The 19,955-nt window shown below is 60.0% G+C and carries 12 protein-coding genes; 1 reads left to right on the top strand and 11 read right to left on the bottom strand.

Annotated elements, in window-relative coordinates:
• Positions 1-43: 43 nt before the first annotated feature.
• The 6 genes from LZK98_RS17680 to LZK98_RS17705 form a co-directional block, all read right to left on the bottom strand.
• Entirely contained in the window at positions 44-370 is a 327-nt protein-coding gene (locus tag LZK98_RS17680; protein ID WP_233783831.1) for a hypothetical protein, read from the bottom strand.
• Positions 367-627: a MarR family winged helix-turn-helix transcriptional regulator gene (locus tag LZK98_RS17685; protein WP_233783832.1), complete on the bottom strand. Its 261-nt coding sequence runs from the start codon at positions 625-627 to the stop codon at positions 367-369. Before LZK98_RS17685 ends, LZK98_RS17680 begins: the two co-directional genes overlap by 4 nt.
• A 304-nt stretch (positions 628-931) precedes the next feature.
• Complete coding sequence (locus LZK98_RS17690) at positions 932-1,597, bottom strand: JAB domain-containing protein (RefSeq protein ID WP_233783833.1); 666 nt, start codon at positions 1,595-1,597, stop codon at positions 932-934.
• Positions 1,480-1,941, bottom strand: coding sequence for a hypothetical protein (locus tag LZK98_RS17695; RefSeq protein ID WP_233783834.1), 462 nt, complete (start codon positions 1,939-1,941; stop codon positions 1,480-1,482). Before LZK98_RS17695 ends, LZK98_RS17690 begins: the two co-directional genes overlap by 118 nt.
• A 48-nt stretch (positions 1,942-1,989) precedes the next feature.
• Positions 1,990-2,346 (bottom strand): hypothetical protein, encoded by a 357-nt coding sequence (locus LZK98_RS17700; protein ID WP_233783835.1) that lies wholly within the window; start codon positions 2,344-2,346, stop codon positions 1,990-1,992.
• A 51-nt stretch (positions 2,347-2,397) separates the two neighbouring features.
• Positions 2,398-3,096 (bottom strand): helix-turn-helix domain-containing protein, encoded by a 699-nt coding sequence (locus LZK98_RS17705; protein ID WP_233783836.1) that lies wholly within the window; start codon positions 3,094-3,096, stop codon positions 2,398-2,400.
• A gap of 325 nt (positions 3,097-3,421) precedes the next feature.
• Here LZK98_RS17705 and LZK98_RS17710 point away from each other — a divergent pair, with 325 nt between their 5' ends.
• Positions 3,422-4,096 (top strand): DEAD/DEAH box helicase, encoded by a 675-nt coding sequence (locus LZK98_RS17710; RefSeq protein WP_233783837.1) that lies wholly within the window; start codon positions 3,422-3,424, stop codon positions 4,094-4,096.
• 350 nt (positions 4,097-4,446) lie between these two features.
• On the opposite strand, the gene LZK98_RS17715 is transcribed toward LZK98_RS17710, so the two are convergent.
• From LZK98_RS17715 to LZK98_RS17735, 5 genes are read right to left on the bottom strand one after another with little or no spacing between them, the layout of a single operon-like run.
• Positions 4,447-5,223 (bottom strand): HNH endonuclease, encoded by a 777-nt coding sequence (locus LZK98_RS17715; protein ID WP_233783838.1) that lies wholly within the window; start codon positions 5,221-5,223, stop codon positions 4,447-4,449.
• Positions 5,220-7,202: a chromosome segregation protein SMC gene (locus tag LZK98_RS17720; protein WP_233783839.1), complete on the bottom strand. Its 1,983-nt coding sequence runs from the start codon at positions 7,200-7,202 to the stop codon at positions 5,220-5,222. Before LZK98_RS17720 ends, LZK98_RS17715 begins: the two co-directional genes overlap by 4 nt.
• Positions 7,186-11,991 carry an Eco57I restriction-modification methylase domain-containing protein gene (locus tag LZK98_RS17725; RefSeq protein WP_233783840.1) on the bottom strand — a complete coding sequence of 1,602 codons (4,806 nt, stop codon included), beginning with the start codon at positions 11,989-11,991 and terminating at the stop codon, positions 7,186-7,188. The genes LZK98_RS17720 and LZK98_RS17725 overlap by 17 nt, the downstream gene beginning before the upstream one ends.
• Positions 11,991-14,777, bottom strand: a complete 2,787-nt coding sequence (locus tag LZK98_RS17730; RefSeq protein ID WP_233783841.1) for a DEAD/DEAH box helicase — start codon at positions 14,775-14,777, stop codon at positions 11,991-11,993. The genes LZK98_RS17725 and LZK98_RS17730 overlap by 1 nt, the downstream gene beginning before the upstream one ends.
• Entirely contained in the window at positions 14,777-19,924 is a 5,148-nt protein-coding gene (locus LZK98_RS17735) for a DEAD/DEAH box helicase (RefSeq protein WP_233783842.1), read from the bottom strand. Before LZK98_RS17735 ends, LZK98_RS17730 begins: the two co-directional genes overlap by 1 nt.
• Positions 19,925-19,955 lie beyond the last annotated feature (31 nt).

Genomic DNA, 19,955 nt, shown 5'->3' on the forward strand with positions numbered 1-19,955 from the left:
AGGCGACACATCATCCGAACGCCGCGCCGTTCAGGTGGCGATCTTATGGCCCGTTCCCTGATAGCGCCTGATGCCGCGACGGCCTTCGTTGCTGGCAATGATCAAGCGACGCATGCACAATCCATGCGCCACGCCGCTGAGCAGGAGATGAAAGCTGCCAAACGTCGATATAAAAGTGGAGAGTTGCGGGGCGATAACCAGCGAGGATAAGCTCGGGGAGATCACCGAAACACTGCTGAAGGAACATGGTGACGAGGCGCCGTGGCAATTGCTCGCGCTTATCGGCGAAGCCGCGCTCGCCGGCAATGAAAGTCGCGTGCAGCTTCTGATCGCGATCGCCATGCGCCTCGATGGAATGCCGGCCGATCAACGGCGCCCGCGTGATTCTTCCGGATGAAATGACACCGGCCTGATCTTCGAACCGATGTTCTCGACAGGTTGATTATCGAAAATATGCTTCAGCAATGTCGTGATCGCCGCCTCGCCTGTTGGAGTAAGAGCGATTTCGCTACGCCGATGATCTTCTGGATCGACGCGTCGAGTGACCAGGCCAGCTCGCTCCAAGCCACCGATGCGCCGGGCTGCACCAGTCGAGGTTTCGCCGACAGCAGCCGCGAGCTGCTTCATGAATATGCTCCGACCTTCCGCTTGGACTATATATAGCTCCAGCATCATGTCCCAAGCCGAATCTCTGAAAAGACTACCAGGAAATATGCTTGAGAATATAGCGCGAGCACCTTTCATAGTTTTTGCTTCTCGCACGAGAGAGCTATTACCAACTCCATCTCGAGCAATATCACTTAAACTATTACCTTGTCGGATATTTCCGATAGGAGATTCAATATAATCTGAAGACATATTATGAATGCCCTAAAATTCATAATTTAGTTATCATGACGAGGTTATCTTAAATCTATCGCCTTTATCGTCATCAAATCATCTCCGCCTCACGCATGCTGAAGATCTCACTCTTTGCTATGATGAGATGATCGATCAGCGTCACACCGACCAGCTGCAGTGCTGTGCAGATCGACTTGGTGAGTTCGCGATCTGCGCGGCTCGGTTTCGCCAAGCCGGACGGATGGTTGTGGACGAGGATGGCCCCACGACTGTTTCGCTCCAGCGCTCGGCGCACGATCTCGCGCGGATGGACGGAGACCTCATCAATCGTTCCGAGCCCCACGGTCTCATCGAGGAGGAGACGACGCGAGTTGTCGAGAAGGATCAGGCGAACGACTTCACATGGCAGGGCTGCCATGTCAGCGCGCAGATAGACCTTGAGGTCTTCAAGGCAGTTGATGCGCAGCGCGTCGACGGCTCGTTCGCGCAATGAGGCGAGCATCGCGCCGCGCGTGGTGCTGAGCAAGAAAGCGGGGCGGCTATCGCCCAGAATATCGCTAACGCCGACCGGATCGGCGGCGAAAATGTTGCTGATAACGCTGTATCGCCGGATCAGAATGTCGGCCCAGCACCCCGCCTTCAGCCGGTCGATCGTACCAAAAAGGTCGACCAGGATCTGTCTGTGCCCTTGCGGATCAGCCTCCTGCGATGCCGCCAGGTTCCGATCGCCAGCACCGCAAGCTGCAGATAAGGCCACAGGTATATCATGATCGCGTAGGCTCGCCGGATCAGATCCGGATCGAGAAACTTGATCATATGAGCGAGCAGGATCACGAAATTGAATGCGCTCGCGAACAATGGCCAGTGACGGTCCGCCCGCAAGGCTACGCACAAGAGACAAATCGACAGACATGCGTCGACGCTGAAGACGAGCGGATCGACTTGATAATAGCGCCGACCGAAGGGGAGATGACCGATCATCGTCACGGCCCACGCGGCGATGAACAAGCCAGCAACGACGCGCTCGGGCGCGCCACCGCGCCAGAATGCATATCCGCATACAGGCACCAGAACACAGAGGAAGATGGGAAGGCCGAACATCGCAGGACCGGGACGCCAATGCCGGCGTCCCGTCAAGTCGAGCGTGGATCACGCCACCACGCGAAGTGAAGGTGTCGCGATTCCAGCCAAAGCCGGCTGCTCGATCGGCGGACAATCGCCCTCCTCGCCCCATGCCCTCGTCAAGCCGATCTCGGCCGGAATCAGGGCAAGCGCACGGTGTGCCTCGATCATCGATTGGCGGGCCTCGACTGCGTGGGCGACGCCCTTGGACAGAAGGCTGATGGCATTCAGCCCGATACCAAGGCCGAGATTGGCTTCGGCACGGGCCTCCAGCGCCACGGACAGACAGCGAGCCGCTTCTCGCGCGGCGAGATCCTGGGCGGCTTCGGCCGGTAGAAAGGCTGAGCGAACCGCCTCTGCGGCGGCGCGACGTACTTTGAGCATAGATCCCCCTTTCCGCGAAGCGCAGGCCCCGTGGTGAGATAGGCTGGAGTTTCAGTTGGACTGTGCGAGCCGCCAGAGAGCGCGCTGCAGCGATTCAAAGGCGGCAAACATCAGGAATGAGACCACGACGGTGGCCACGACAATCACGAAGACTGCCCGCAATCGTTGCGACACGGTCAAACCATTGCGATTTCTCCCCAGCTTCGAGGAGAGCCAGGCAATGGCTGACCCGTCCTCATTCGACATTTCGACCAGCACGTCGTTCAGGCGCGATTGATCGCCTTGCATCGGTGCTGGCCTGGGCAGAATGGACGGATCAGGACGATCCACAAGCCGCTCAGATTCAGATACGAATTTTTCAGGTAGCTGCGATTCATAAGCGCGCAGCATCAGCGCCGCCTCGCGACGGTTGCGTGCCCTGAGCTTCTTCATCGCGCTTGCGATGTAGGAATTGACCGTGTTGGGGGAGAGGCCGATCTCGAAGGAGATCGCCTCCGTCTTCTTGAGCTCGCCCACCAAGCGAAGACAGGCCCGCTCCTTGGCAGTCAGTGAGTCGAACGGCGGCGGATCCATTCGAGGAAAGATATCCCGAAGGCGCGCGCCTTCAAACCGAACAAAATACATATGTTCGCTGCAGCCCTCTCTCACCCGGCCGGAAGCCGACACAGGCTCTCCGACCCGCTCGAGGAAGCGGCTGCGGCAGCCGATGAACTTTGCCCCGCCGGCTAAATTGGAGAGCTGGACCACCATAGCCGCCGCTCCCTGATACGCCCGGAATCGGTTGCGATTAGGGTTGCGGTCGGGGGCCGAGGTGGCGAGGCTGTGATCGGCGAAGCTGTAGACGACAGGGGGAATTCGGTCAGTAGCACGTCCGCAGATTCGCCACTCCCCAACCTGTGGCCGGCCCATTGGGCCGGCCATTTCGTGCCGGCGACATGCTCCTTTCGCGACATGGTGGCGGATTGATTGAAATGTGGTTTCCGTCACTGAACGGCCGGAAATGGGCGCCAAGCAGATGCCGCGGTGATGGGAAACTACTACCATTCCCATGTCATGATTTATGCCATTATTTTTCTTGACCCGCGGAATCGAGCTTGGGATACCGCTAAAATCCGCAGAAATCTCGTGGTTCGCCGAGTTCGGCACGCGGATCGGCAGCCGCACGGTTGGCGTGCCGCTGCTCGTCCATCGCCGATGCTCGGCGCCGATGTTCGAGATCGCCAACCGCGTGGCGTACGAAAATCTGATGGTGCAAGCCAAGCAGGCCAAGCCTTCGGCCATCCGCGATCTGCTCGCCCCCTCGCGCTGGCTGCATGTCGCCGGCTCCGGGGCGGACAAATGGTCCCCGGCCGAGGGCGATGTCGTCCTCCAGCTGTTCGAGCAAATCCTCGCAGCCGGTGTTGCCCCTGATCTCTATATCGTGACGCCCTTCGTCCAGGTGGCCGACGGACTTCGCCGCGTTCTCCGCGACAGCCAGGCACTGGCCGCCGCGGTTCCAGACATCGATCGCTGGGTATTCGAGCGCGTCGGTACGATCCACACTGTCCAGGGCCGCGAGGCCGAAGCGGTGATCTTCGTCCTCGGCGCCCCCAATCCGGACCAGCAAGGCGCTCGAACCTGGGCGGGACGCGAGCCAAACCTCCTCAACGTGGCGGTCACACGCGCGAAGGAGGCTCTCTACGTCGTCGGCAATCGCGAGCTCTGGCGGACGGCCGGCGTCTTCGCCGACCTCGATCGCGAGATGGAATGAAAGCGTTGACGATAGCCCTCCAGAGCATGCCGTCCCCTATTCCCACTCGATCATTCTAAACCCAGATACGTCATTGATATAGCTGGCTTTTTTCTTGTCTTCGACGCCGGAAGCCGACCCATGGGCCGTCAAAATCTTACGGTGTTGATTTTAAGGGGAAAATCGTCGGGAAAAAAATCTTGCGACTTCGCCATCTATCGACATCAATCGGCCGATGACTACCGACGCGGCGCTCCACTGAGCCATTCTGCGCACCTCAAGAAGTACCGTCACTCGAGCCATATCACGCTTCATCACGGAGCGCCATTAAGCCGCGACCGGACGTATCGCGAGCGCTCCGCTTCCCTTGCCTATCTCTGCATCCAAACGTGGTTACGGTGATAGGCTAAATAGGGCCGATGCTCGTCCCGTAGTGCCAACCGTAGCGTCTTTCCTACACCCAACGCTTGATGCGCGGCGACCTCCAACTGAGGAGAGGTTAAAATCGCGCCATCGTCGTCGAATGTCACTAGCCCCGCATCAAATGCAGCGTCCCACAGAGCGGACAGCAGAAGTCCGTTATGCACGTCGAGGCGCTGTGCGTCGGTCGTGCAATCGGACCATGGGATCATGTGCGAGGCTCTCAGCAGCTCGGGACTGGAAATTCCGCTCAACGGACAGGTTCCGCTCCAGTATTCCATCAAGGCATCGCGAAAGATGTTCTGCCCGATCCTGAATTTTTGCGCGCGTTCGCCTTCAGTCTCGCCGACCCCCGCGACAGCGTTTTCATACTTCTCAAGGGGAAAGTTGGGCAAGCTAACTGACAGGCGGTACACAGCTTGGACCCCGGCATGCAACTCATCACGCGTTGCAAACATGAAGGCCCCTGCATGACCTTTGGCGCAAGGTGCCGCGGGTTGGGCGTCCAGCGCCCGCGCCACTCCCGGAAGCATCAGAGACAGAAAGAATGGACCGGTGCCGTTTGCGGCGGCCAGTCCGATCTCCCCTGGCGCACTGGCCGACCGGAAGAAGATCCATCCACCAGCCTCTTCAGGACCAATACGGTATCCATGCTCGTTCGCGGCATCGCGCAGCTCAGAAAGAAGGACGAAGGGATAAGCCAGAAGACGCTCTTCGGTGCCGCTCATAGGTCAACCCCGAGCAAGCGCTGCGCGGGCGGATCGCCATGCAATTTTAGCTGCAGGTAGGGACGTTCCCTGAACTCGGTCGGAGGTGCCGTGGTTGTTGTTACGATGTACTGAAACAGTGGCTTTCCGCCGACGCGCTCCAAATCCTGAACGATATCGAAAAGCCGTCCATAAATTGACAAGCCAAGATCGGCCTCACGCGGGCTGTCGTGAAGCAGAAATGGCGGCACACGTGTCGCTCCTTCGATGCTCACGCACATCGCAGCGAGGTCGAAAGCCAGAACCTTGAGAGAGTCGATCGCGGCCGTCCTGCGGTCGCCGCCCATGTCTACCGACAGATCAAGCCCGTTCCCGCTAAGGGTGATCCGGCCCTTTGCATCGTGGCCGACCAACCGTCGGACGATCGGGTCGAACTTCTCGCTCAAGCGTCCGAAAACCCGGGCCTGTTTGTCACGAAAGGCGCTCAGCCGCTCTCTCTCAGTCTCTAGTTTTGTGCCCAATTCGCGCAGGCGCTTGATACCCGCCTCCTGCGTTTCGAGGAGTTCTGCAAGGCGCTCAACATCGTCTTGCAGCCTGCGGGCGGTGTACCAAGTGGACTCTCGGGCATCCCGGGTCTTCTCGATGTTCGTGACGTGATCGACGGATCGATCGAAGTGCTGCTTGGCCAGAGCAATCTGGGGCAAGAGCTTCATCTGCTCTTGCCGCAGTTCCTCAACTCGCTTCGCTTGGGAGTCGTGATCAGCTTGTTGTTGATACCAACGCTGCCGACAGGCGTCGGCATCCGGAATTTTGTGGGAGAGCTTGCAGCCTTCTGCCAGAGCGCGGTCGATGGGGACTTCGCATATCGGGCAGATCGGGCTTTCGGCTTCGACTTTCGAATAGGAAAGCCCCGGCAATTCCCCGCGTATCATCGCCAATGTGCGTTCTTCAGCGGGGATTAGCGCCCCGATACGGATACGTTCGCCTTCTAGGCGCGCCCATTCATTTCTCGCGGCCTCTCGTTGCTCGCGTGCTGCGGCGAGTTCAGCGTCGCCGCCAGTCGGAATCTTGCTTGCCGACGCCAAGCGCGTGCTGGCGGACCTGCGCATGAGGTCGATCAGCAATGGCATCTCTGGAAGCGACTGCCCCTCAAGGCCGAGACCCGTAACGAGCCGTGTTTGCGTGCGTTCGATTTCCCACCGGCGATGGCCAATCTCTTGATCCAGGACTCGGCGTTCCTCGCTGAGGCTATTCACTTCACCACGCGTGGCCTGTTCCTCAGGCGTGATCGCCATCAGAAACGAACGGAGCGCCTCAAGCCTCGGTCCCTTCTCCTGTCCGCTCGCGGGCATCGGTGAATCGGAGTCCGAGGTCGGCGATCGCCAGTCAAGGACATCGTCAAATCGACACTCTTGGTCCCGGGTCAGCCAGGCGAGCGCGATCGGCCATATAGGCCCGTTTGCTTGCGGGCGAACCAATTGGGCAAGCGCGGGGGTGATGATTTGCTGATCGATCGCCTCGACGAACGGCTCCATTCCCGTTGAAGCGCCCTCACCAGCGGCGATCTCGTCGAGATTTCCGCCCGGTACAGCCATATGTCGCCGACGCACGCCAAGTGGGCGAACGATCGCCCAGCAGATTCCGTCTAGTATGACCTCGGCACCCACGATGCCGTTCAAGAATGCAGTACCGACCCGATCACGCTGGGGCTCGGTGGCGAAGCGATCCTCGCCAAGGCAATAGCGGATAAGTCGGCAGAAAAGCGTTTTGCCGCTACCATGCCCGACGGCATTTGTTTGACCCGCCAGAGCGGCATCGTCTGCTCCATCAGGTGACCAGACGATGTTCAGGCCGGGGCGAAGCTCGATGTCCCGCACCTTCTCCGCACCAGGCTCCTTCCATATGACAAGTCGTCGAACCCAAAGCCGCGGCCCTTCGAACCCTTCAGCGGGGCTTACCGTCAGAAGCTGCGGGTCGAGAAGGTCAGGCTGCTGCGGCATTGATCACCCACTGCTGTATCTCAGCGGGCAGCGAATCCACCGCCGCGTCTAGATTGATGTTCTCCAGAGCACCGAACACGAAGCCTGCACGACCGTCAGGCCATCCGGAAGTGTCGATGGCCTCCAAACCGGGACCAGATGCCCATGTCCCCCGCTGGAGATCTTCAACCAGCCGTCCATTGCCGCGGTGGTTTCGCAGAGCCGCGCCCCATCCTGTGTTGTTTCGTGCGACGAATGTCGCGACATTGCCGGCAAGAGGATCGGCCTCCACCCCCACCAAGCGACGCCATTCTGCTGCCCTGGCGATCGGCAGGAGCGGAGCCAGTAGACGCGGTTCCAAGACGAAGGCGGCTGCGAGACGAACATCTGGGAACGGCCTCGGCCCAACCATCTTTTTGAGAATGGCTGCCAAGACAGCACCCGTGTCACCGAGGTGCGATTGGGCAGTCCTGGCCCATGCGTTGTTAGGCAACGAGGCCGCAAGCGGCCGGCGAACCTCGATGGGTGTGCTCGCCACGTGCGTGGCAGATAGGCGGTCGTAGGCGTCAAGCACGAGCCTGCGCGTGCGAAACTCGCCTAGTGCGGACTCCTCATTGCGCTTTAGGCCACGGAAGGTTTCAGATGGATAGTCTGCCCCATGCGTGTCGGCTGGATCGAGCACATAGCGAAGCTCATCACGCGAAAGACCGTATTTTAGTGCAAAGAAGGCATCGAGTTCTGCTCGGACGTCCGCGCGTCGGGCGGGATCGAAAGCGAACGGCGACCCTCCGTATCCAAGATCTTCGGCCCACGGTCGCATGGAGTGAGAGGTATAGGTGAGCTCAAGCACCCGCTCGGTCAGGAAGGCATAGTCGCTGCGGTTGAATTGGTGCGGAGCGAGAATCGGCAGTTGCTTCATGTAGTAGTATTTGAACGACGTCCCTCCAGCCTTTTGGCGCGCCGCAAAGTCGAGGGGAATCGAAGTTAGGTTCGCAACAATCGGGAGCGCCGATTGGATTCCCAATGGGTGGTGCATCACAAGGATCTTGTCTCCTACCCCCGCTTTCGGGAACACGCTTGCAATCACCGTTCGCTCGTCGGTGGAGCGACAAATATCCCTCCAACCCATTAGCCAGCGCGGCTGCTTGCGGCTGATCAGGGCCGTAGTAAGTGCCAGCGGATCAGCCGGTCCTGCCTTGATGAAGGCGAGATCATCTTCCAAAAGCGGCGTGTCGCGGTTCATCTCCCGGGCGCTATCCGCCGCTTTGTGTAGCCATGTCGCAAATTTGGTACCAACGATGCCGCGATCAAGCGCGCGTTGTCCCAGCACATCGCGCAAAAGCGCGCCCGCGCGATCAGCGGAACGCGCGAGATTACTCGGCTGCAAATCGGCTGAGTCGAGCGTGCTGATCACCCATTCCGCTAACACCTTTAAGCAGCCATCCGCATTTTCCTTTCGAAAATACTGCTTGAGACGGGCGGGCAAGCGAGCCACTCGCAACTCCATCTCAGCTTGTGGTACCCAGTACCACGGCTCTGCTTCGTAATCTGGATCGTTTCTGACGGCATCCGACGTCGGCGGCAGCGAACCCTCGCCTGAGCGCTCCGAAAGGCCCGCATAAGAACCGAAGCGATGATCGAAATGGTGGATCATCTTGGCCTCGTAGAGCGGCACGAAAATCTGGCTGTCGCGGTTGCGCCAATCCATTCCGTCGCGGCTGAACCCTTCGCCGGATAGCTGCGCCGCCGTTCGGAACAACTTACTGTCTGACGACATGTCAAAAAGTCGCTGAAAGGTGATACTCCACGGATTGTCATCGCCGTCCGGATGCTCCGGCCGCTCGCGGATGAGAATCGGCGCCGCGCGATAGATTTTACGAGTTAGGTCCGCATCAAATTCGGTTCTGAAGATAGGTGATGTGCCAGTGTTCGGGTTCAGCTCAAGTATCTGAGCGGGCGTGAGTGTGAAATGACGGCGCTTGTCTCCAAACTCCTCGTCCGTCCGAGAGAAGAAGCTTAGGTCGATCGCGGCAGGTCCAGTATTTGCCTGACCCACGGTCAAGAGGCAAAATTTAAATCGCGCGTGACCGATATCGTCAAAGTACCCGAGCCCAGTCTGAAAATCATGGAGACTGAAGATCCTCCGGCTGGCGACAAGATCGCGGAAAAATACACTTGTCGAGCTATCCGTTGCGATACCAGTCGGCACGATTATTCCGGCGCGCCCACTCACCCTCGTCAACTGGGAAAAGAGCTCCGCGAACAACGCATATGTGTTCACATCACCTGCGCCACTCAATGGGAAGCGCTCTGTCTTGCGCACAAACACGCTCGCGGCTTCGGACGCGCGTTTCGCGAACTCAAACTCCTCCGCCAACTGGAATTGGGGAGTACCCGGCACGGCATTCTTAAGTGCTTTTATGAGCTTCTCGCGTTCGGCCTTGTTGCGAGCCTTCGCAATATCGGGGTCGCGAGAGGCGAAAAACTCCTTTTCCTGAAGTTTAATTCGTTCCCATGGTGGATTTCCGACCACTACATCGAAGCCACCGCGCGCCATAATCGCCGGGAACTCGAGCGGCCAGTGAAAGGCGCTCACCGAATGAGCGATTGCCTCCACCTCCGCCAGAAGAGAGGCATTGAGCGCTTGCCCCCTCGCTGCCATCCAGACGTGATCAGTCTCCGGCATAGACGACAGAGCAATGCCGGAACGCTCTGCGGTTTTAGGAACAAAGAACGCGGAGACGTAAGTATTGCAGGCGGTCTTCAACCGCAGCCAGTTGGCCCCACCATGCAGTCGCGCGAAGGCAGCTTCTTTGGCGGCGACATCGGCTAGCGTCTCCTCCGGCATGGCCGTCAACGCCTCGGCCGCGCCGATGAGGCCAGGAGGTGGTTTCAACTCAGCAAAAAGGCCGGTAGCGCCCTTGCCTTCCCGCTGCTCCTTATTGCGGCGGGCATGAACCTTTGCGACTTCTGCATCGTCACCCTCAAGCACTTCGTAGGCTGCATCGGGAATGCCGCCTGCGAGACTTGTGACGTCGAAGACACCGACGAGACTATCACCACATCGTATATGACTGTCTAGGAACGTGAGCGGCTTACCTGGTTCAAGCCCCTCAATCCAAAGCGCGACCTTCGCAAGCTCCACAGCCATTGGGTTTCGGTCCACGCCGTAAATAGAATGGCGTACGACGTGCCGCATTGCCGCTGGATAATCCGGCGCTTCGCTGTCACGCAGTTGAGCAACGCGGGCGGCCAAGCGACGGGCCGCACCGAGCAGAAAATGGCCAGAACCGCAGGCGGGGTCTATTACCGAAAGCTGGAGGATCGCCTCGGCGCCCCCCTCTGCCTCGGCCCGCGTAAGTATGGGCTCAAGTGTCGAATCGAGCAGCGTCTGAACGAGACTGTCTGGTGTGTAGTAGCTGCCGGAGGTCTTACGCGCGTTGCCCTTCGATTCATCGGCTTCAGCGAAGCCAAAGCGCCGGCCATGCTCCTCGCGGACAGGAACAAGCTCAAGCAAGCCTTCATAGACGGAGCCGAGCTCCTCCGTGGCCATGTCACGCCAATTTACGCGCACACGCCGCCCATCTTCGATGAGCCAGCTCAAGTTAAAGATGGCCCGTAGGAAGGCGCGGTTCGGCAGCTTCGCATCGTCAAGATCGAGAGTCTCACCGCGCGTGAAAAGGCCGCCTAACGCCGGCAATCCGAGTAGCTTCTCGCCGTGCTCCAGTCCCCGGAAGACGATCTTCGCTGCCTCCCAAGCGTCGTGATGGTGATCGTGCGAAGAACGTCGAGCCGACCGATCTCGCATATGGCTGAAGCCGTAAGCGGATGCATAGAGATCACGAGCCGACTCCGATGCATCCGGTCCATGTAGAAGCTCGCGATCCTCCGCGACCGCCAAGAAGATCAAACGATAGACAACGCGTAAGAGCTGCTCAAACCAGGCATGCACGCTGGTATGATTTTCGTCGAGCTTCACCCGCAGGTCGGGGTTTGCATCCAGGAACCCTTGGCCAAGCGCCAGCAATGCTTCCTTGACGCTCTTTCCAAGTCGATCGCGCGCCGCCGTTCCGGCTCGTAATCCAGCCTCGCGCCAGCGCTCCAACGCGCAATCGGCCGCCGCAGCATTTTCCCCGCCGAAACGCGTCGCATGGATCAGCAGCCACGTCGCAGTGAAGTCCGCGAACATCTCGTCCCGGAATATCGCCCCCAAATCCGCTTCGATATAGGTTGGGCGGGTGAAGCTGGCGTTGTCCCGCATGAGGCGGAGGCGGTCGCCGGCAAAGACTAGACCCCATAAGAATTCGGCGTTCGCGTTTAGCCAGTCCTGAAGCAACACGCTCGGCGAACGCCTCGGGATCGTGCCGCCATGATCGTCGCCAAGGTGCGGAAGCGATTTAGTGAACGCATCTCCGTCAGACAGAGGTGCGGCCACGACGACGGGTACCCTGCCGCCCTTTGCCTCAAGGGTGATACGATAGGTATGACCATCCTGCTGGTGAAGATTTGGGCCGTACAGGCCTTCAAACCCGAACGCCTCCTCAAGCAGGCTCTTAACAAAGGCGGTAGTCTGAATCTCGGTCGGCGCAACCAATTTGGCATATGCCTGCCAATGCGCTTGGCCGATCCTGAAATAACGCGTGATCTCGTCACGCAGGTTCGTTCCTTTGGGGCAGCCGTATTCCGCGGCTGCTTTCTGGTCTGGAGCGGTGGCGGCGATCACCGCAACCTGATCGGGAGAGATCAATCCTCCCTCAATCGAGACGGCAGTGAGCCCGATATTGGCAGCGCGCTTGAGATGACGGGCCATCACTCGCCCTCCGGAAGGAGGACATAGAGACCTATGACGTCCGCTGGCAAAACAGGAACGACCTCCACCGTCGCCCCGCCACGCGCGGCTTCCGTCAGCCGAAGATGGTCGGCAGAAAGCGCCGCTCCGCGTTCGGCTGCGAAGGTCTCTATTGCCGATTGGTAGCTCACCAGTCGTTCGTGAGCTCTCTGGAGCTGACGCGCAGCGGCGAGTTCATCAAGATTTCCGGTCGCCTCCGCCTCGAGAAGCTCAATGGCAGAATGTCCTTCGAGAATCGGGGCCGGAGCCAATCCGCCGAACGCGATCCCCGTCGCTTCCTCGGCCAGCAGCAGGCGGTTTGTGCGGCCGCTGGTGATGAGCTTGAAACGAAGGCGCAACAGCATCAGTGTTGTCATCTGGGCGACGGCGCGTGTGCGCCAGGCACCGCACCGGCCAAGGGGACGGAATGCTGCCCCTTCCGGATCTAGCGCCCCCTCCGCCAAGCTTTCTGCCAAACTTGCAACCAGGGGGTGGACACGCCCGAGGTGGGTCACACCCGGCGCCGGTTCATCCTCAAAGCCAACCCTTCGCGTCCCACGCAGCCCACGCGCTTCCAAGCGTTCCTTGATGGCGTCAGGCATCGCATCCAGATGCACTAGATGATGTTGACCGGCCTTCTGCAGCGGCGCACCGGCGCGCTTCAAAGCACGTTCCGTGAAGCGCGCAACTTCGGTAGGGCCGCCGTTCAGCGCGCGCATCTGCCGCCACTCCGGCAGCACCTCATCGGGCTTCAGCGCACCTTGCGCATAGCGCGCGCGGCTTGCTTTCGCGTTTTCCTCAGCGTCGCGCCATTTGCTGTCGAGGCGCTCGCTTGAAAGGCCGAAATCGAAAGCCAACTGCTCTCGGTGTCCGCCGGCGCGAAGCATGAGTGCTTGCATGAGCGCGGAGGTCACGCCTTCGCTGTCTTCGGGCATCGGAACCGAAATGCCCGTCGCCTTACGAATGGCGTCCGCTTTCCGCAGGATGACCTGCAAGACTGCGCCATCGATCGCACTGTTGTCGCCGAAGATCGTCACGGAGCGGACGACCGGCGAACGCTGACCAAATCGGTCGACACGCCCTTCACGCTGCTGATGACGGGTCGGATTCCAGCTCAGGTCGTAATGTACGACAGCGTCGAACAGCGCTTGCAAATTGATGCCCTCGGACAGGCAGTCCGTCGCGACGAGGATTCGGTTCTCGTAGTCTTCAAGCTGGTCAACGCGAGTTCGCCGCTCTTCAGGCGGCAGGCGTCCTGTCACGACCGCCACGTCGGCCTTTGGCCAAGCGCGCTTGATCTCTTCGCCCAGCGCCTCCGCCGTTGCGATGAACCGGCAGAAGATGACCGGCTTGGCTCCTTCCTGAAGCAGCCCTTCTAAAACCTTTAGCAGCCGCGCCAGCTTGGGATCTTCGCGACGGCGGCGATCAAGAGACTCTGCAATCGCGATCAGCTCGGCGAGTTCACCGCGCTCTTCGGCGCTGGCGCTGGCCGTGCCGGGCTCGACGTCGCCCTGGTCGAGCAGGCCCTCGTCTTCGTCAAAGACAACGGGCTGCATTGCCTCTTCGTCCGCCACCCCCGACAAGCGATTACGCAGTGCATTTGTCGCGGCCGCCGGCGAGGAGCCGACGCATCGCATGAGTGCGAGCGTCCCCCAAAAAGCAAGCCGTCGACTGCGCTGGTCAGCGCCGGCGCGCTGCGTAACAGCCAAGCAATAGTCCAAGACACGATCATGGAACGCGCCGAATTCGCCGCTGAGACTGAAGGGCTCATCCTTCACCTGGTGAACAGGGAAAGTCCGTTTCTCATGCCAACCGGATTCCGTGATGTCGGGTCGGCGCCGCTGGACATAATGTTGCGCCAAACGGCGTGCATATCGCGTGCGCGCATTTTCATCGCCTTGGGGACCTCCCGCGAAGTCCGGGCTAATGAGGCCTAGCAGACGATCGAACGCCGCTTCATCACCACTATGCGGCGTTGCCGTCAGCAGCAGCATGTGACGCTCCTCGTCGGAAGCCAGGCGTTCGAGAAGCTCGAAACGTTGATGTCTGCCGCGGTCCCCACCGATGCAGGCATGCGCTTCATCAACGATGACGAGGGATGGACAGGCCCGAGCGAATTCATCGCGGCGGCTGTCGGCCTTGATGTAGTCAAGGCTGACGACGGTGTGTGGATAGGCTTCAAACAGGCTTTGAGCAGCGGGAAGGCCACGCTCGAGGCTGCGTGCCCTGGCGGACGTCACGGCGACAGCGTCAATGTCGAACTTTTCCGCAAGCTCACTCACCCATTGCTCGACGAGATGGGGCGGACACAGCACGGAGAAGCGGTCGATCAGGCCACGGTCGAGCATCTCGCGAACGATCAATCCCGCCTCGATCGTCTTGCCGATCCCCACATCGTCGGCGATCAGCAACCGCACCACCGGCAGCTTCAAAGCCATCATCAGCGGCACGAGCTGATAGGCGCGCGGCTCCACGCCGAGATGCGCGGCGCTCCGGAACGGGCCGGCGCCTCGGCGAAGCGACAGACGCAGCGCATCCGCCAGCAACCGCGCACCGTCCTGGGTGTCTCGCCGCTCGGGTGTTGGTGGTGCAAATCGCGCAGGCCTGACGGGATTGACTTCAAGCGCTAGCGCAATTCGTTGCGCATCGGCCTCCGAGCCTGACAAGGGCCGCACATTGAGGATGTCGTCATCCGGGGACGGAAGGACGACCCACTCGCGTCCCCGCGCCTCGACAAGATCTCCCGGTGAAAATTTGACCGCTTCCACTACGCCGCCCCCAACAACTCAACCAATTCCCTCGGCGCGGCTTCGCCAGGCACCTCCGGTAGCTCGACGACATCCACCCCCAAATCGGCGCATGCCGCGGCAAGCCTGTCCGGTACACGACCTGACACCGCGAGCACCTGAAAGCTTGGCCAATAAAGCTCGTATAAAGTGCCGTCGACCTTGCGCGGGGATGGTGCTGGCAATCCCCAACGGCCTATCGCACTAAGCCAGCCGCTTGGGGCCTCTACCTCTCCAGCGGGCAGGACCTCAGGCTCCGCAAGCTGACAGAGAAAAGCCGTGACCTCCGCGTCGCGACGATCGATCAGATTATGATCGGGCTGGTTGAAGTATGAAAGCAGGCAGCGGTAACAGCCGGCGACGCAAGCATCCGTCCGCTCCTTGAGGTCGCCGCTGTCCGGCGCGAAATCATAGTGCATGAGATCTAGGGCCTGATGGGCGATCTCCGCCGTTCGGCGCGGATCGGAGACAAGGCGGTTCAGAACACCTGCTCCCCCCTCCGTCGCCTCGTAAAGCAGGATCGCTTTGCGGTCCTCGCGCGCAGGCAACGGCTCGCCCAAGAGTTCGCCTTCTTCAAGCTCGGCGACAATCTGGATGCCCCGCAGAAGAGCATGCTGCAGGGTTGCCATCTGCCGCTCGTCAAAATTTGCAAGCGGCCGTACCAGAAGCGCGTTCTTATGGTCCTCGACGATCGGCACGATCCGCTGCGACTTCGGGATCGTGACGTCCATGTCATCATCATCCCCGCCGTTGAGCGTATCCTTTACCCACCGGCCTGACGTCGGATCGATGCAGAACCCGTTTATCGACTTTGACTTCCGACGGCGAAGCCCCTTGTTGACGCGCGATAGCTTCGCGCGTGCGCCGTAATCGAGAAGCAGCAACGGCCCTGCTTCCGAACGCAAGGTGAGCGTGCGGATATCGGGAACGCCTTTTTCGAATTGCCACTGGAAAACAGTCTGGATCTCAAAACCGCGCCTTTGCCGGTCCTCATCATTCGCCGTGATGCGAGACGACGGCGCGGTTTCGACATTGTCGATCCGATAGACATTGTCGAGCCGATCCACACCGGCCAACGACGCCCCGCACGCGTGGCATCGCTCAAGCTTGTCATCAGTGTGAGCCGCTCCACATTCGCCGCACAGGATGAGGCTGGTGGTTGCCAGTTTGCCATCGTCGAGGCGACCGTGCGCCGGCAGCTTCGCACGGACAACCCGGTAGGCGCGCCCCTCGTGATAAATCAGACTGTTGGGACCGAACTCGGAAATGGCGAGAAAACGCGGCCTTTGCAGGACGGCCGCTCGTTTGGTCGCAGGAATGAAAGCATAGAGCGGGAGACGCGGAAAGTTGTATCCCGGTAGAAATCCTTCGGTCGCCAGATATCGATAAGTGTAAAAATCGGACCCGTTCGAAGCCTGTCCGCGCTCAAGCATGTCGAGTTCTTCAGTCGCCCGGAAATGACGGCGCGCAGCCTCTTTGCGTTCGCCCGGTTTGAAGGACGTCTTCTGCTGGATTTGATGCGCCTCATCCTGCTCACGGCGTGCGCTTCGGTAGAGCTCACGCCACCGACTGAAGCTGCTTGCGAAATTCTGCGCGGCTTCCCGGTTGGTTTCATCGACGAAGGCGTCGATATCGGCCAGCCACGGCGCGTCGGCCAACTCTACCGCGCTGACAGTCTGATCAAGAAGGCCCCGCATCGTGGGCTTTGCGGCTCCGCTTGCGGCAAGCTTTTCGAACGCCGCTTGGATTGGATCGGAGATCGGCATCTCCGGTGTTGCCATGTTCAAGTTTTCAGGGATGGACGGCTTCAGCGGCACCACGGCCGCCGCCAGCCATTCGGCATGGAGATGGCTCCGCAGCAGATCGCGATTGGCAAGATCGAGGGCTGGTGGCTTTACGACCCCCGCAACAAGCCCTTGCCTGTTGTTGAAATAATATTGGTCATGGGGGGACTGCGCAGCACAATAGGTGACGACAAGCGCTGCTTGACCACTGCGGCCGGCACGGCCGGCTCGCTGCACGTAATTTGCCGGGGTTGGCGGCGCATTCCTGAGAAAAACAGCGTTCAGCGCGCTGATATCGACGCCGAGCTCCATCGTCGGAGAACAGAACAGCGCCGGAAGAAAACTGGCGGGTTCGCCTTCCTGGCGCATTTCGTCGCGGTTCTCGGCGATCCTTTCGATATCTGACTTCCCGAACCGAAACCGATCTTCCCGCCAAGCACGAACTTTCTGATCGACCTGGGCGGTGTGCTCCCGAGCCTCGAAGGCGAAGGGCAAGTTGCCCTCCTGCCCCAGCATCCCCGCAACGTCTTCATAGAGCTTACGGAAGAAGGGATTTTCGCGTTTGCCGTCGGCCCTCTTGGTTGCCGGAAATAGGCGCAAGGCAGTCGATGACAGACGCCACGCAGGAGCGTCTCCGCCCGTAACTACCCGCCGGACGACCTGGTGATTTTCGGCAGCACGCAGGAGTGTGGCGATAACATCGTCATATTCTTTAACGGGAAGCGGCTCGCCCCACAGATCCTTACTGCGCAGGCTCTTACCCAACGCCGTCCGCCAGCCGGCCCGCACGATCAGTACATCTTCCGCAGCGCTAATCTCCGCCTTGCTCGGCGGATCAATCATTAGGAATCCGGCCTGCCGCAGTTCCTGTTCTTCGTTTTGATCGATCAGCCAGGGATCGCGCAGGTGATTTCTGGACGTCTCGGCGACCTGCAATATCCGCTGGCGATCCAACGCTTCGGTGGCAATCGCAAGGCCGCGACGCATATAGTCGAAGAGCAGCGTGAAGAGTCTGGCCCGCAATTGGGGTGTGCTCGCCGCCAGCCGTGGATTACCAGCGAACTCTTCGTCGTCGCCCGCCAGCTCACCCAGTCCGGGAAACCGCACCTCGACGAGGCCGGCTTCTTCGAGATTGGGGTTTGTGAAACGCCAACCCTTCCGAAGATCCGCCCATACGCGATGTGCCAGGATCGAGGTTAGCACTTCCTCGGCCGCCTGCCGGTTGTGGAATCCCTTTACGCGCGGATCGGCCATCCAATCGGAGAGCCGCTCAGATTCCTCCAGATCGAAACCAAGCGCCTTGCGAACAGCCTCCCCGAACCGAACGTCCGCCAAGCCCTTCTGACCCGCGTCCCGCACGGCACGTAAGATGCCGCCACGGAGCAAGCAGACGAAAATGAAGTCATTGAAATGCCCTGCCTGCAGGGCCGCATCCTGGCGATTGTCTGTGAAGCCCAGGAGTTTGCGTGTGCTTTCCTCAAGCGTGCCGTCGGCCTCCATCCACGCCAGGATGGTCGAGACGATGAGCGTCGTCGCTGAACTACGGCCTTCAGCCGACAGACCCGCCAGCTTGTTGATGTCGCGTGCCTGTTGAGGCGGCTGATGGCGGCAATGGGGGCAGAAGCGATATTTGCCGCCGAAGAACCATGCTGGCACCCCATCGTCGCCGAGCGACCCATCGGGCTTCACAAAGAGGAGTTGCCCCTCGTGCTTGCCGCGATGTCCTCCTTTAAGGCGTTCCTGGCCTGCCGGCGTGGTTTCCTGCCAATCGTCCGGATAGTCAGCGACAGCGCCGCCGAACTGAAAGTCGGCATTGACCGCGGGAATTAGGAAGCCGGTTCGCGAACCGTCTGGTTCTGGGTCTTCACTCGCCGGCTCGTCGATGGCCCGCGCAAGAACCCGGATACCATCGAGCGCATTCTCAATGCGCACGCTATGGTGTTCTTGGCCACATTCCCGGCAAAAGAAGACCGGATATAGGCGCGCATTCGGATCGGAGGGGTGGAAGACCTGCCCTTCCAAAATGACGCGCCGGCCGGTGGCAGGTTCGATCGTTGCGTAGGCATGCCCCGCGCCGGAAATAAAGCGATGAAGCTTAAACGCCAGAAATGCACGATCGCTGATGCCGCCGCGAAGATCTTCGCGACGCCCCATCAAAGACAGCATTCCGGCAAGAGCGCTCCTGCATTCCTCAGGGAGGATCTTTGTCTGAGCCGCTAGTTTGGCAGTCGCATCGCTCAACGTCATAGGCGGGCGACGCCGCAATTTTTCGCCTTCGGACAGTCCAATCTCAGTCTCGATCCAGCAGGCGAGCGGATTGCCGTACAGCTCCTTATCCGTGAGCGTAGCCGGGATAGGCGCTCGGATTGCATCCACGAGGGATGCTCCGAGGCTGGTGCTTTTGATGTTGGGGTCCGTGGCCCGCGCGAGGTTCTCGTCAATGATCGAGGCTGAACTCAGTTCTTCGCCAAAAATGAGCTTGCCGACACGAGCAACGGCACTTGCTCGCTCGATCTCATCTTGCGCGCTCGACATCGTCGCTGACGTACCGATGCAAAGCAGCTTGCCCTCTTTGACGAGGCGGTCTTTGACGCGACGCACCAGCATCGCGACGTCCGCGCCCTGGCGGCCGCGATATGTGTGCAGTTCGTCCAGGACCAGGAAATCCAAGCCGTGCGCATTGGCGATGACGGCACGATCGAGCTCGTCCTGACGCGTCATGAGCAATTCGAGCATCATGAAGTTCGTGAGCAAAATGTCGGGTTTGGCCTTGGCGATGGCTTGTCGATCCGCATCGCTCTCCTGGCCGGTGTAGCGACCAAAGGTCGGGCGTAACTCCTCTTCCACCCCTGAGCCACCGATGAACTTTTCGAGCTCCTCAAGTTGGCTGTTGGCCAATGCGTTCATGGGATAAATGATGATCGCGCGCGTCCGCTGCGCCTCGCCTGCGCGCCGTGCGCGCACGACTGCATCGACGATCGGCAGGAAGAAGCAGAGCGATTTTCCGGACCCCGTACCGGTTGTGACGATGAAACTCTCACCATTGCGCGCTTTCGCGACAGCACGCTCCTGGTGGCGGTGAAGCTTGATCGGCGCCCGATCCGAACCGCTGGCGAATATCTTGCTGAGGGCCGGATCCAACACGCCTTGAGCGACAAGCTGTTCGACAGAATGACCGGCCTCGAAATGCGGATTGATGGTAATGAGCGGCTCCGGCCAAAAACGCTGCTCGTTATATGCAGCATCAACCTGAGCACGGATTTCCGGCGCATGAATCTCCGAAAAGGAGCGCGCGAACGATTCGTATCGCTCTATCAACGCCTGATCGAGATCGAATATATCCACGACACCCCCTCTTCAGTCATCTCCAAAAGAG

Source organism: Sphingomonas cannabina, assembly GCF_021391395.1.
GTDB lineage: Bacteria > Pseudomonadota > Alphaproteobacteria > Sphingomonadales > Sphingomonadaceae > Sphingomonas > Sphingomonas cannabina.

Excerpts from the sequence above, each read along its gene's own strand:
- LZK98_RS17725 (WP_233783840.1), bottom strand. The coding sequence starts at position 11,991 with ATGGCCCGTCATCTCAAGCGCGCTGCCAATATCGGGCTCACTGCCGTC.
- LZK98_RS17700 (WP_233783835.1), bottom strand. The coding sequence starts at position 2,346 with ATGCTCAAAGTACGTCGCGCCGCCGCAGAGGCGGTTCGCTCAGCCTTT.
- LZK98_RS17685 (WP_233783832.1), bottom strand. The coding sequence starts at position 627 with ATGAAGCAGCTCGCGGCTGCTGTCGGCGAAACCTCGACTGGTGCAGCC.
- LZK98_RS17705 (WP_233783836.1), bottom strand. The coding sequence starts at position 3,096 with ATGGTGGTCCAGCTCTCCAATTTAGCCGGCGGGGCAAAGTTCATCGGC.
- LZK98_RS17720 (WP_233783839.1), bottom strand. The coding sequence starts at position 7,202 with ATGCCGCAGCAGCCTGACCTTCTCGACCCGCAGCTTCTGACGGTAAGC.
- LZK98_RS17695 (WP_233783834.1), bottom strand. The coding sequence starts at position 1,941 with ATGTTCGGCCTTCCCATCTTCCTCTGTGTTCTGGTGCCTGTATGCGGA.
- LZK98_RS17715 (WP_233783838.1), bottom strand. The coding sequence starts at position 5,223 with ATGAGCGGCACCGAAGAGCGTCTTCTGGCTTATCCCTTCGTCCTTCTT.